The sequence below is a fragment of the Terriglobus sp. ADX1 genome, assembly GCF_036877645.1.
GTDB lineage: Bacteria > Acidobacteriota > Terriglobia > Terriglobales > Acidobacteriaceae > Terriglobus.
The window spans coordinates 1-12922 of sequence record NZ_JAEDXV010000032.1; the positions used below are offsets into that span (position 1 = coordinate 1).

The following is a 12922-nucleotide window of genomic DNA, read 5'->3' on the forward strand; positions in this document are numbered from 1 at the left end:
ACGCCCGCGGGCAGCATGTGATTGACGTGTTTCTGATAGAAGCACTGATGTGCGGAGCCTTCCGGACAACGCACGAGGCTTAACGGACGGTCTGCAATATGCGGCAACATCTCTTCCGAAACGGCCCGTAGGTAATCCATGAGTTCTCGTTTGGTGACGCCGCTTTCGGGGTCAACGACTTTGTCAGGATGCGTTAGCCGCAGGTTCGGCGCGGTGTTTGTCGCGTGATCTGTCGTGCGCTTGGCTCGCTTGGAATCGATGGAGACCACCTTTGCGGATTTTGCTTTTGCCTTTACGTCTTCCTCAGGTTCGAGCAGTGTCTGTACGTCTTTCTTCGTGTCCGTGGTCGACGCAGATTTGTGTTTTGCGGACGGCGGTCCCATTTCGCGATGGACTTCTTTCGCGGGTTTGTCTTCGCGAAGCCCCTGGAAGGCGGCCTGTCGCACGAGATTGTCAGCGGTCCATGTGGCGAAGCGAACCTGCGCTACGAGTTGAGGCTTGACCCAATGCGCGTCCTTGCGACCTGCGGCATCAATGGCAACGAAGGGATTGGACTTGGTTTCGATGGCGTCGAGCTTGTCACGGAGTAGTTTGTGCGTCTTATGCGTGAAACCAGTGCCCGTGCGGCCTGCGTAGATGAGTTTGCCATTGTCGTCGTAGTAGCCGAGGAGTAGGGAGCCGACGCCGCGGCTGCCGTTGGATAAATCCACCCAGCCGCCGATGACAAATTCCTGTTCTAACACGCACTTTGATTTGAGCCAGAGAGCATTGCGACCGGAGTGATAGGCTGCGTCTGCTTTCTTCGAGATGATGCCTTCCGCGTGAAGTTCGCAGGCGGAGCGGAAGATCTTTGCTCCGTCGCCTGCGATGTCTTCGCTCAAATGCAAGGTGTCATCGCTATCCGAAAGCATGGAGCGGAGAAGGCGTTTGCGTTCCTTCAGCGGGAGTTCTCGCGTGTTGTGGCCGTTGAGGTGGAGCAAGTCAAAGACGAAGTATGTGAGTGGATGTTTCTCATTGTTTTCGAAGGAGGCCTGAAGATGCGCGAAGCTGGAGATGCCCTTTGCATCAAGGACAACTACTTCACCATCGAGGATGGCGTCCTGCACCGGCAGCGCCTGAATCGCTTCCGCAACCGCTTTCATGCGATGTGTCCAATCGAGGCCACTGCGGGTGAATAACTGTACATGCGTTCCTTGTTTGCGGGCTTGCATGCGATAGCCGTCGAGCTTAATTTCATGCAGCCATTCGGTGCCGGACGGTGGTGCGGTGGCCTCTTGTGCGAGTTGCGGCTTGATGAAGTCTGGCAGTTTTTCTTTGGGTAGTTTTGCTAAAGAACTGTTATTGAATGGTGCTGCTTTCTTGGCAGATGAGGTTTTTGTTGTGCCGCGTGATGCTGCGTCTGCATCATGCGCACGTTGGCGATACCACGCCTGTCCTTCGGTAGCGGTTTCCTTCGAGTTCCAAACATGAGTGCTCGCTTCTGCGATCTGCTGGAGGGAACGGCCCGTCACGGCTGAGTCTGGCATCTCTTCGGTGATGGCGGGGTCATTGGTCGTGCGCTCGTATTCGTCGTGTTCCTTGATCAGCAGCCAGTTTGGTTTTGATTCCTGTGCAGCCTTGCCACCCATGCGAACGAGCGTCCAGTTGCCGTGCATCTTCGTGCCGTTCAGAGCGAATTTCAATGAGCCTTTGCGCAGACCCTCGTCCACGTCGACGTGCGGCTCCCATGTGCCCTGATCCCACACCATGACGGTGCCGCCGCCGTACTGGCCGCGTGGGATGATGCCTTCGAAGCCGCCATATTCCATGGGGTGATCTTCCACTTGCACGGCGAGACGTTTATCGGCGACGACGTAGCTGGGGCCTTTGGCGACGGCCCAGCTTTTTAGTACTCCATTCCATCCGAGGCGAAAGTCGTAATGCAGGCGTGTGGCGGCGTGCTTCTGGATAACGAAAGGGAGTGAGGCTACAGAAGTCGATTTCTGCTTGCCGCTTGGTTCCTCGGTTACGGAAAAGTCGCGCATGGAACGGTAGCGCGCAAGCTGTTCATCAACGGCATCGCCTGCGGTTGGCTTTGCCTGTTTCTTCGAAGCGGTTTTCTTGGCTGCCTTCTTTGTCGCCATGCCTCACGTCCTTCTGCAAAGAACAGATGCCTGCAAGCGGCGAAGGCGCGGCCTGATTCGCCGCGCCTTTTCGCATTTCTGTTTCCCAATTGGCTAAGCCGACTTGCGCCGCGCTGTCTTCGCCGGTTTTGCACTTGCAGAGGCCTTCTTGCGATGCGTTTCGGTCGCCTGTTCGCGTTTCGGCATTTCTGCGACGTTGGAACGCTTCTTGGCGGGTTCTTTCTTCGAAGACTTCTTGCCCGGAGGCGGCGTGTTTTCGCCCTCGTCGGTGGCTTTGCCTGAGAGGGAACTGCGCAGAGCGTCCATCAGGTTGATAACCTTCGCGCGTTTGGGCTGTGGTTCTTCCACTGGGATGGGCTCATTGTGAATCTTCGCGTCAACCAGCTCCTTCAACGCGCCTTCGTACCCGTCTTTGTACTTCTTCGGATCGAACTTTGCGGTCTTCTTCTTGATCAATTGCTCTGCAAGTTCGAGCTGATCCTCATCTACAGCTACTTTCGGAATGTCCGAGAAGTATTCCTTTGCATCGCGCAGTTCTTCGGAGTAACGCATGGTGTAGGCCATCAGTCCGCGGCCTTCATCGTCCTTGCTGGCCATGAGGGCGACGATGTGTTCGCGACCACCGAATGCGATCTTGCCAAGAGCAACTTTGCCTGCCTTCTGCATCGCCTCGCGTACTACCGCGAAGGCTTCTGCCTGTGCATCGCCGTCAGGTGCAACGAAGTATGGTTTTTCAAAGAAGGCGGGGTCAATTTCGCTTTCGTCTACGAACTGTTCCACGGCAATGTTGTGTTTGGAAGGCACCCGCAGGTTGGCGATTTCGCTGGGCTCAATGAGGACGTACTTGCCCTTGGTGTATTCGTAGCCCTTGACGATGTCGTCCTTGCCCACGGTGGCGGCTTGTTCGGACATCTCTTCGTCGCCATTTTCCATGGTGGATTCCAGCACCTTCTGGTGGCGTACACGCTCGCCTGTGGAGCGGCTGACCTGGTGAAAGCGGATCTGGCTTTTGGCTTCGGTGGCGACGAAGAACTTTACCGCAAACTGCACCAGCGAAATCTGTATGGTTCCTGACCAGTAGGGACGCGCCATTGCGAAAGACTCCTCAGTTGTCTGATTCCGTTCGGGCACAGGCAGGATGTCTCTTTACTGCATCAATGTCAATGCAGTTATGGATTGATGATTAACCGAAAAGTTAATGCGTGCTAGAGAATCACGCGTTCGAACTGGAGGCCTACGGTGCCTGCGTTGTTGAAACGGACGACGACTTCGGCACCTTCTGAGGTCCAGGTGACGCCGGTCCAACTGCCTGTAGTGATCCAGTCGCCTGCTTTAAGGCCGCCCGTGCGCGCCGCACCTTCATTTGCCAAATAGACCAGCAGGCGGACGAGGTCCGTGCCGCCGGGGTTGGAGCCGGTATTTTCAATGCGTACCACTCCATCCGCCGTGACGACGACATGTTCCTGCGACCAGTCAATCTCCTGCCAGCCGGAAATGCGGGGACCGGCGACAAATCCGCCGTGGATGGCCAGGTCCGCCAGCATCTGTTCGCGAGGCAGGGCGAGCGGGTCAACGTAAGAGGATTCAAGCACTTCAATGGCTGGGTAGGCACCGTCCATGGCGGCAATGACTTCTTCCCGCGTGTAAGGCGTGGAACGCGGCGGAAGTGCGGTACCCACGCGGAAGGCGATTTCCGCCTCAATGCCGCGCAGGCGATGCGTCATGCCACGAAAGACTGTGCCGTTTGTACCCATCCACGCTGCGGGCAGCGGGCAAAAGAACGGGACACCTTCCGGCGATGCCGCGCCGACCTTCCATCCGCCGATGGGCGCGAAGGCTGCAGCCAGGATGTCCTGAATGGCGAAGGATTCTTCCTCGGTGGCGGGTACGACGACCTCGGGAAGGGCGGGGATGGGGGTGGCTGTGCGCCGCGCTGTCAGGAGATAGTCTGCTGCCTGTCGTAACACTGCCTCGCGCGCTGCCGATATTGCCATTCCCTTAACCACCTTTCATGCCATACGGTTTGTTCTTTCAGTCTTTCGCACGAATATCTTTCGTGCAAACGAATTGAGATGCATTCCAGTGATTACAGCGTCATATGATGGGGGCTGCATTGTGGTGAGCCGTATCGGAAGGGGACGCTATGCTGATTGGCAAAGCACCGGAATTCAAGTCGTCTGACATTACGCCGCGTGAGAAGTTCCTCAATCGCCGCAACCTCATCTTTGGAGGATTGGCTGCGGCGGGCGTTGCCTACGAGTGGCATAAGAAGATGCCACCGCTCTATACGCCTGCTGTGGAAGCGTCGAGCAAGCTGGTCACAGTCCCCGGCAAGTTCCCGCCCGTAAGCGATGCGGTTACTCCTGCAGGCAAGGCGACCAGCTACAACAACTTCTACGAGTTTGGTACGGACAAGGGCGATCCCAAGGCGAACGCCGGCAAGCTGCGTGTGCGGCCATGGACCATCAAGATTGAGGGGCTTTGCAATAATCCGAAGACTGTAGACATCGATTCGTTGTTGAAGTTCAAGCCCCTGGAAGACCGCACGTATCGCTTCCGCTGTGTGGAGGCGTGGAGCATGATCATTCCGTGGGTGGGTTATCCGCTGGCAGAGCTGATCAAGTTTGCCGACCCCAAGCCACAGGCGAAGTTTGTGGAGTTCACATCGCTGGCGGATCGCTCGCAGATGGAATTGCCTGGTGGTTTCGACTGGCCGTACAAGGAAGGTTTGCGGATGGATGAGGCGATGCATCCGTTGGCATTGTTGACGTTTGGTTCTTACGGACAGACGTTGGAGAATCAGCAGGGCGCACCCGTTCGCGTGATTGTGCCGTGGAAGTATGGGTTCAAGTCTGCGAAGTCGATTGTGAAGATTCGCTTTACGGATAAGCAGCCAGAGACCACGTGGAATGACATGGCTTCAAACGAATACGGGTTCTATTCGAATGTGAATCCAACTCACAACCATCCGCGTTGGAGCCAGGCACATGAACGACGCATTGATACCAGCGTCTTTCCCAAAACGATTGCGACGCTGCCGTTTAATGGTTATGGCAACGAAGTCGCCAGCCTGTATAACGGCATGGATCTGAACCGGTATTTCTGACGCATGTCCAATCGCACGATTCGCATTCTGAAAGTACTTGTGTTTCTCGCTGCGCTGGTGCCGGTGGCGGGAATCATCTGGCAGTTCCAGACGAACAATCTAGGCGCCGATCCGGTGAATACGCTCACGCATGAGACGGGTGACTGGACCGTGTACATGCTGTTGGCTTCGTTGGCGGTAACGCCATTGCGCAGACTTTCGCCGACGCTGGCATGGCTGATCCGTTTTCGTCGAATGCTGGGGCTATGGGCTTTTTTCTGGGCGACGTTGCACCTGCTGACATATGTGCTGCTGTTCTCAGGCTTTGATCTTCCGGGCGCATTCACGGCGCTGCGCGCAGGCGATCTACACACCATTGTCGCGGACTGGAAGGCTGTGTGGCCGACGATGGTGGAGGACATTCAGAAGCGTCGCTTCATCCAGGTGGGCATGCTCGCGTATGTGATCTTGCTGTCGCTCGCAGTGACGTCGCCGCAGTGGGTGTTGCGCAAGATGGGCGGCAAGTCCTGGCAGACGCTGCATCGCACGGTGTATGGCGCAGCGGTGCTTGGCATCGTTCATTACTGGTGGCTGGTGAAGGCAGGGAATCGTGCGCCGATGAAAGATACGGTGGTGCTTGCGGTAATGCTGCTGGCTCGGCCTGCTACGAAGTGGTTGCAGGAACGGCTAGCTACGCGGCGAAAGCTTGCTGCGGCATGATTCTTCGCTTGTCATTCTGAGAGAAGCGAAGAATCCCGATGCTTTCTGGTTGCCGATTCTGCGGAAGGGTTCTTTGCTAGAAAGCTTTGGAGTGCATCAGTGCCGTCAGCATCGTAGAGATTCTTCGTCGCTTTGCTACTCAGAATGACGGCTGAGGTTCGTATGGATTGTTTAGTTGATGCCTTCGATCAGGCTGTGCGTAATCGTCGCAGCTTGCGGATCGTTTGCGGCGGCTAGAGTGTATAGCTCGCGATGACCATGTTTTTCCCAGAAGGGACGCACCTTCTCCAGAACAGGGAGTTGCGAGGTGTGCTGCTCAAAGGCTTCGTACTTGCGTTGCTTTACGGATGAGACATCAAGCTCTACTGTCCATGGCGCAGGCTGCTGTGGTTCGCGGTCTGGAAGTGTGAAGTCCGTGCTTTGGTGATAGAGACGCTGCGCCACCCATGGTTCCAGGCCAAGTTCTGGAAAGCGCTTGGAGCGCGCTGACCAATGGAAAGCAGCAGAGGTGAAAGCGCAGACGGCTGTGTGGTCTGCGTGGACGTTCAATGAGCCGTCGAGGCCGAAGGTAAGTACTACGTTCGGCTTCCATGTGCGCATGCGTTCTACGAGACGCTTTGCCGCGTCGATCAACGGAACGGTTTCGAGTTTGCCGTCGTGATAGTCCATCAGTTCGTGCTTTGTTACGCCAAGGACATCGCAGCTGCGCGCAAATTCATCGCGACGCATGCGGCCAAGATCAGTACCGTTGCTGGAGGCACCGCGATTCGTCGCAGCCTGCCCGTCAGTGAGGCAGATAACGTAGGTTTCCCAGCCTGCGTTTGCGGCAAGTGCAAGAGCGCCTCCAAAGGCGAAGCATTCATCGTCTGGGTGTGCGATCACGCACATCAGGCGCTTTGGCATGGTTCCATCTCCTCTGCAAATTCGGCGTCGTCAAAGAGCAGGCCGGTGGTGGCAATGGCGCCTTCCAGCGCGTCGTCGCCGAAAAACTTCGCGACGGGCGCAAAGGAGCGGCGATGCCACTTGGTGGGGCCATGTTCTTCGAGAGCGCGGCGGTGTTCCGGTGTGGCGTATCCCTTGTGCGAGTCCAGGCCATACTGCGGATGGTCAAGGTGCATTGCGCACATCAAAGCGTCGCGATGTACTTTGGCAAGGACGCTGGCAGCGGCAATGGAAATAGAGAGGGAATCGCCGTAGATGAGTTTGGTTTGCGCGCTGGGATGGTCAATGCGCATGGCGTCGATGAGTAGATGATCTGGCGAGCATCCGAGTGCATCCACTGCGAGTCGCATCGCCAGGCGCGACGCCTGATAGATGTTGATGCGGTCAATGGTTTCGGCATCGACTTCCGCGACGGCGTAAGCGATGGCACACTTCACGATTTCCTTGCGCAGCTTCTCGCGCTCTTCGCGGGTAAGTTGTTTTGAGTCGCGGAGACCGAGTTTCTGCAGGCGCGTGGTGCGTTCTGGGAGGACAACCGCACCGGCGACGACGGGGCCGAAAAGTGCGCCGCGACCTACTTCATCCACCCCAGCGATGCAGACGAAACCGTGGTAACGGAGCGCCTGTTCCGGCGCGTCCGAACAGACCAGCGTGCGTAGCATCTGCTCCTTGGTCTGGCCTTCGGCGATGAAGGACCGTTTGCGGCGAAAAAGGGGATCTGTCCGTTCCATCTGGCGCGATTCCAGTGTAACGGTTTTCGCTTGGTGGCTAAATGGCATGAAAGAAGCCGATGGCAACGCCACCGGCTCCGGCGAACAGAAAGAAGGGCTTACGAGACGATGCCGCTCAAAGTGGTCGGCTGGTGATCGTCAATGCGGGTTCCGGGGCGGACGGTGGTATTGTCCGCAAACGTGAGTGTGTAGCCCCGCTCAAATACAACGTCGCGATAAAAGCGAACGTTTGTGCCAAGGCCTGCAAAGATGTGGTGGCCCAGCATGGAGCGGAAGCGGAGACCCAGCCACAGATTCTGCCCCAGCACGGTGCGGTCAAATCCTCGCCAGAACCAGATGAGCGGCTTGATGGGGTTGAAACGAACGCGATCCAGATCGTCTTCCATTTCGGCGGGCAGCGTTACGTTGCGCGGATCAATGGATTCGGCGAGCACGGACATGGGAAGTTCGCTGATGAGGGCAGCATTCATACGGCCGCCGTGGGGTCGACCGAGGATGAGCATGTGCAATTCGTCCCGGACGATTTCGCTGCGGCGTACACAGTTGGTATTGCGTGAGAATTCCGCGTTTAAATGAGCCAGCCAACGTCGATAGATGGCTTCGGCCTCAGGCATGGGGCGGGGAATCTCTGGGTGGGCCTGTGTGTCTTGTTGTGGTTCCTGCACTGTGGCGGTGGTCATCGGCTGGCTCCCTGTGCTGCGCTCAACCGTTATACGCCTTTGTCCGGTTCTGTTTCATCTGCTGATTTCGCAACGATAAGATGGTGACGTTTGAGGATGGAGACTAGAAGCGGGATGAATCGACGCGAATTCGTATCCGGTTTGGGCGCGGCTGTAGGCGCCGCAAGTGTTGGGGCACACGGCGCTCCGCTGGCCAAGGGGCCGCGGAAGCCGAACCTGATCTACGTATTTGCCGACCAGTTGCGGTATCAGTCCTGCGGCTATGCTGGCGATGAGTATGCGCGTACGCCGAACATGGACAAACTTGCCGCAGAAAGCTGCAACGTGCATCAGGCAGTGGCCTCCACACCGGTATGCGCACCCTACCGTGCTTCGTTGATGACCGGGAAGTATCAGTCGAGCACGGGCATGGTCATCAATGAGATTCGGCTTAGTCCCGAACATAAGTGCTTTGGTCATGTGTTGACGCAGGGCGGTTATAAGACTGGCTATATCGGTAAGTGGCACTTATGGGCCAACCAGCTTGGGCATCACAACCTGATAAAGAACGGATTCACGCCGCCAGGGCCGTATCGTCTGGGTTTTGATGGCGAATGGGCGGCTTATAACTTCAATCATTATTATTTCCACTCGCCGTATTTTCTGAATAACGCGGAGCCACATATCCGGCAGGGATATGAGCCGGATGGGCAGACGGATATGGCGATTGATTATGTGAAGCGACACGCGCACGGCGATGAGCCGTTTGCGCTGTTTCTTTCGTGGGGGCCACCACATTATCCGTGGGGTTTGGATAATGTTGATCCAAAGTGGAGCGAGCAGTTCCGCGATGTAAATATTCCGCTGTCACCGAATTACTCGACGAAAGAAGATCCGTACTGCGATGCGTGGCAGAAGTTGCCGAAGGATTTCGAAAAGAACGTTCATGACTGGATGCGCACCTACTATGCGCAGACGGCGAGTCTGGATGCTAATCTCGGACGACTGATACGAGCGGTAGAGGCGGCTGGTATCGCAGACGATACTATTTTCGTCTTTACCTCTGACCACGGTGAGATGTTCGGTTCGCATGGGCGTCAGGCGAAGCTGATTTTTTATGAAGAGGCTGCGCGTATTCCGTTTCTGGTGCGATGGCCGAAGAAAATCGCGAAGAAGTCTGTGACGGATGTGCCGTTGTGTACGCCAGACATTATGCCGACTCTACTGTCGATGATGGGCTTGCCCATTCCCGAAACGGTTGAAGGTCAGGATTTGAGTGCGGCTTTATTGCAAGGCAAATCTGGCGTGAAGGACGTTGCGCATATGCAGGGCATGGGAGCGACTGCTGCGTGGACTGATGGTTCGGAATGGCGGGCGCTTCGCGATAACGAATACACCTATGCGGTCTACCGCAAAGACGGCAAGGAACTGCTGTTCAACAATCGCCGTGATCCTTATCAGATGGTGAATTTGGCAGAGGATCGAGCGGCAGATGCGACACTGCAGCACTATCGTGGTGTTTCGCAGACGTGGCGGAAAGAACAGAACGATACGTTTGAAGCGTGTAGTTGGTATGAGCGGTGGACGAAGGATCGCAACATTATCAACACAGCAAAAGGCGTAACGCAGGACCTGGACGCGTTGCATCGCATCACGGCGAAGTACATACCGGAAGCCGTTGGGGATAAGCCCGTAAGTCGGTGGCCGGTTGGTTAAATCGGTGTGCAAATAAGAAGCCCCGGAGTTGCTCCGGGGCTTCTTATTTTTGTGTGGTTCTATTCGATTGCGAAGATCGCGAACACAGTAGAGGAACGCTCTACGCGACGATTGGAGATGCTGAGCGGACGCACGTCTTTGGCCATCGGTGCAGCCATGGCACGCATTGCCATCACGGGGCGTACCACCGTTTCCTGCGGCTGGTTGGAGGCGTAGAGCAGCGTGCCGACTTTGATATGCAGACCTTCTGCCATGCGTGCGGCGATGGCTTGTGCATGAGCGAGGGCCTTGGCCGACGCTGCGGCTTCAAGTGTTGCCGGATCCTTCATCTCCCAGCCGATGCTGCCGCTCTGGTTGGCGCCAGCCTTCACTGCGACGTCGAGCACGTGGGCAGCGTCGTTCGGTGTGGTGCGGACGGTCCAGCTCTGCGTAATGCGGAACTTCATGTTCTTCAGCGACGCGGGAAGGTTCTTCAACTCATATTCATTGAGCGGCTGCAGGTTCTGGTCCTGGCTTTCAATGGTGTCGGCAGGAATATGCGCTGCAGCCAGCGCATCGCTGATGGCATTGGAGCGGCGCGAGCCTTCGGCATAGGCGCTTTGCTCATCTTCGCCATAGGCCTGATAGCCAATGTTGACGACGGCTTGATCGGCCATGGCATAGGCGCTGTCGGTGGCGCTGACGGTGATGCTGCGGTTGTCCTTGTTGATGGACAGCGTCTGGCTGACCTGCGCAAAAGACGTAGCGGCAAACAGGGTTACGGCAACGGCGGCAATCATGGTCGATCTCATGCTTCTTCCTCCCGCTGCAGAAGCTTCTGCAGCGTTTCTTTGTGCTTGGACGTACGTCGCTGGGAGCGCGTCTTGTCGTCGGGCAGAACTATTTCCGGTGGCGGCGTACCAACGCGTTCACGCGCATTTGCCTTGACCGCTTTCGTGGTGGAGAAAACTTCTTTCTTGGCCTTACTCATCGATGTCTCTCATAACAAAGATGCACTCTGCAGGATGAAAGGATTATGCTCCTTCATGGTGAATCGATTTTTTATTCGCCGTAGGGGAGGACCGCATGGAAGAGCGCGATTTTTTTGATGAACGAACGGAGCCGCGGACACATACGCTGGTTTGCTCGAAGTGCGGAGTTGCCGGGGAATACCAGTTGAACTGGTTGGTTCGGAGAAAAAAGCGACAGTTATCAGGACGTGCCGATGATCGGGACCGCGCCCGCTTTGCCAAGGCCCAGAACTACATGGTGCTGAGGGATGACACGGCAAACTGTACGAATCCGCGCTGCCGGAAGCGGTTTGAAATCGCCGGGATCAAGACCATGGCGTTTATCGACTAGGTAATAGCAGTTTTGCAAGACGCATTGCACCGGATGTGGTGTAATAACCATGTAGATTTCCGCAGGAGAACCAAGTTCCGATGAGCCACGCACCTGTTGTCGTTTCCGAGCGCCACCTGACCACGGAAGAAGTTGAAGCGCTGGACCGCCGCCGCCGCCGCGGTCACCTGCTGCTGATCATCGGTCTGCAGACGGCAATTGTGACGGCTCTGGTGAGCGTTCTGTGGGTTGGACAGGATCTGGCGCAGTCGCCAGGATGGTCGCACCCGATCTTTTACTGGGCCTGCATTACCGGCACCGTGTCGATTGTGTGCCTGCTGAGGGGAATCAGCCTGCGCCGTGGATTCCACGAGTTCACCAGCTACTAGGCTGTTTCCTCCAATGACTTTGGCGGCCCGTGCTTCGGCACGGGTTTGCTTTTTGAATGAAGTTTCCTAGTCGGGATAAATCCACCGTGGCCGTAGCGCAGATCATTCCGGAGATAGCGACAGTGCCCCCGCCTTTGGGTGCAGAAGGGCGTTTGCGCGACAGCTTCGGAAGAGCCATCACCGATCTGCGAGTCGCGGTAACGGACCGTTGCAACTATCGCTGTGTTTACTGTCGGACAGGGGATTTCGTCGGTGGCTATTCGGAACTGCAGCTAGCGGATTACGCGCACATGGTGCAGGTGCTGGTTGGGCTGGGAGTGGAGAAGATCCGGCTGACGGGCGGTGAACCGCTGTTACGAACGGATCTGCCAGAACTTATCCGCAGCATACGTTCGATGCGTCGAGCCTTCGATGATAAGGGGCTGCCGACCGGCGATGGCGGTCCGCTGGATATTGCATTGACAACCAACGGTCACTCGTTGGCGCCGATCGCGAAAGACCTGAAGCAGGCTGGACTCGACCGCATTACGGTGAGCATGGATGCGGTGGATGAGGCGACATTCGCACGAGTGACACGGGTGCCGCGTGCCTTTGGGCGCGTTCTTGACGGCATTCATGCGGCGCAGGATGCCGGACTGGCGCCGGTAAAAGTGAATTGCGTTTTGCTGCGCGGTTGGAACGACGATCAGGTGGAAGCGTTCGGTGAGTTCGCACGCCGCGAGAATGTGGTTCTGCGATTTATTGAGTTCATGCCGCTGGAAGAAGATCGTACGTGGTCTCGCGATGCAGTGGTGACTGAGGCTGAAATCCTGGAGCGGCTGGGTGCAGTGTGGCCCCTGATTCCGTTGTCTCCCAATAGCGCCAGCGAGACAGCGCGCCGTTATGGATTTGCTGATGGTCGCGGAGAGATCGGGATTATTGCGCCGGTGTCACGGCCGTTCTGCGGACACTGTTCGCGACTGCGTTTGACCAGTGATGGCAAGCTGAGAACGTGCCTGTTCTCACAGGTAGATCACGATCTCCACGAGAAGATACAAGACGGAGTCGCGGGCGCGGAATTAGAGGCGTACATTCGAAGTGTGGTGCGAGGAAAAGAAGAGCGACACCATATTGGCGAATCAGGATTTGCAAAACCATCACGTTCCATGGTGCAGATCGGCGGATGATCTGCAGTGCGCAGTGAGTTTTCCAATTCATGTCATTTCACTGAGACGGTGGTGCGTGTTTTACTCATTGA

Annotated in this window: 14 protein-coding genes; 6 read left to right on the top strand and 8 right to left on the bottom strand. The window is 56.5% G+C overall.

The window, feature by feature from the left end:
- The 3 genes from ligD to JAO32_RS16950 all read right to left on the bottom strand — a co-directional run.
- A partial coding sequence (gene ligD / locus JAO32_RS16940; protein ID WP_334242575.1) for a DNA ligase D occupies positions 1-2123 on the bottom strand: 2123 nt, incomplete at its 3' end.
- A 93-nt stretch (positions 2124-2216) separates the two neighbouring features.
- Positions 2217-3215 carry a non-homologous end joining protein Ku gene (gene ku / locus JAO32_RS16945; RefSeq protein WP_334242577.1) on the bottom strand — a complete coding sequence of 333 codons (999 nt, stop codon included), beginning with the start codon at positions 3213-3215 and terminating at the stop codon, positions 2217-2219.
- A gap of 113 nt (positions 3216-3328) precedes the next feature.
- Positions 3329-4117 carry a 2-keto-4-pentenoate hydratase gene (locus JAO32_RS16950; RefSeq protein ID WP_334242579.1) on the bottom strand — a complete coding sequence of 263 codons (789 nt, stop codon included), beginning with the start codon at positions 4115-4117 and terminating at the stop codon, positions 3329-3331.
- A 149-nt stretch (positions 4118-4266) separates the two neighbouring features.
- On the opposite strand from JAO32_RS16950, the gene msrP reads away from it, so the two are divergent.
- Complete coding sequence (msrP, locus tag JAO32_RS16955; protein ID WP_334242581.1) at positions 4267-5229, top strand: protein-methionine-sulfoxide reductase catalytic subunit MsrP; 963 nt, start codon at positions 4267-4269, stop codon at positions 5227-5229.
- 3 nt (positions 5230-5232) lie between these two features.
- Positions 5233-5928, top strand: a complete 696-nt coding sequence (locus tag JAO32_RS16960; protein WP_334242583.1) for a sulfite oxidase heme-binding subunit YedZ — start codon at positions 5233-5235, stop codon at positions 5926-5928.
- Positions 5929-6099: 171 nt separating this feature from the next.
- Here the strand turns inward: JAO32_RS16960 and JAO32_RS16965 are convergent, their stop codons facing one another.
- From JAO32_RS16965 to JAO32_RS16975, 3 genes are all read right to left on the bottom strand, one after another.
- On the bottom strand, positions 6100-6831 hold the full coding sequence (locus JAO32_RS16965; protein ID WP_334242585.1) for a PIG-L deacetylase family protein: 732 nt from the start codon (positions 6829-6831) through the stop codon (positions 6100-6102).
- The gene (locus tag JAO32_RS16970; RefSeq protein ID WP_334242587.1) at positions 6816-7601 is read right to left on the bottom strand and encodes a ribonuclease HII; all 786 of its coding nucleotides are present in this window, start codon (positions 7599-7601) and stop codon (positions 6816-6818) included. The genes JAO32_RS16965 and JAO32_RS16970 overlap by 16 nt, the downstream gene beginning before the upstream one ends.
- A 98-nt stretch (positions 7602-7699) precedes the next feature.
- Positions 7700-8281, bottom strand: a complete 582-nt coding sequence (locus JAO32_RS16975; RefSeq protein ID WP_334242588.1) for a hypothetical protein — start codon at positions 8279-8281, stop codon at positions 7700-7702.
- Positions 8282-8395: 114 nt separating this feature from the next.
- Between JAO32_RS16975 and JAO32_RS16980 the strand changes: the two genes are divergently transcribed.
- Positions 8396-9976, top strand: a complete 1581-nt coding sequence (locus tag JAO32_RS16980) for a sulfatase family protein (protein ID WP_334242590.1) — start codon at positions 8396-8398, stop codon at positions 9974-9976.
- A gap of 59 nt (positions 9977-10035) precedes the next feature.
- On the opposite strand, the gene JAO32_RS16985 is transcribed toward JAO32_RS16980, so the two are convergent.
- Both JAO32_RS16985 and JAO32_RS16990 read right to left on the bottom strand, forming a co-directional pair.
- Complete coding sequence (locus tag JAO32_RS16985) at positions 10036-10767, bottom strand: SIMPL domain-containing protein (RefSeq protein WP_334242592.1); 732 nt, start codon at positions 10765-10767, stop codon at positions 10036-10038.
- The gene (locus JAO32_RS16990; protein ID WP_334242594.1) at positions 10764-10946 is read right to left on the bottom strand and encodes a hypothetical protein; all 183 of its coding nucleotides are present in this window, start codon (positions 10944-10946) and stop codon (positions 10764-10766) included. Before JAO32_RS16990 ends, JAO32_RS16985 begins: the two co-directional genes overlap by 4 nt.
- A gap of 95 nt (positions 10947-11041) precedes the next feature.
- Between JAO32_RS16990 and JAO32_RS16995 the strand changes: the two genes are divergently transcribed.
- From JAO32_RS16995 to moaA, 3 genes are all read left to right on the top strand, one after another.
- Positions 11042-11317 carry a hypothetical protein gene (locus JAO32_RS16995; RefSeq protein WP_334242595.1) on the top strand — a complete coding sequence of 92 codons (276 nt, stop codon included), beginning with the start codon at positions 11042-11044 and terminating at the stop codon, positions 11315-11317.
- An 80-nt stretch (positions 11318-11397) separates the two neighbouring features.
- Positions 11398-11685 (top strand): hypothetical protein, encoded by a 288-nt coding sequence (locus tag JAO32_RS17000; protein WP_334242597.1) that lies wholly within the window; start codon positions 11398-11400, stop codon positions 11683-11685.
- Between the two features lie 56 nt (positions 11686-11741).
- Positions 11742-12851, top strand: a complete 1110-nt coding sequence (moaA, locus tag JAO32_RS17005) for a GTP 3',8-cyclase MoaA (RefSeq protein WP_334242599.1) — start codon at positions 11742-11744, stop codon at positions 12849-12851.
- Positions 12852-12922 lie beyond the last annotated feature (71 nt).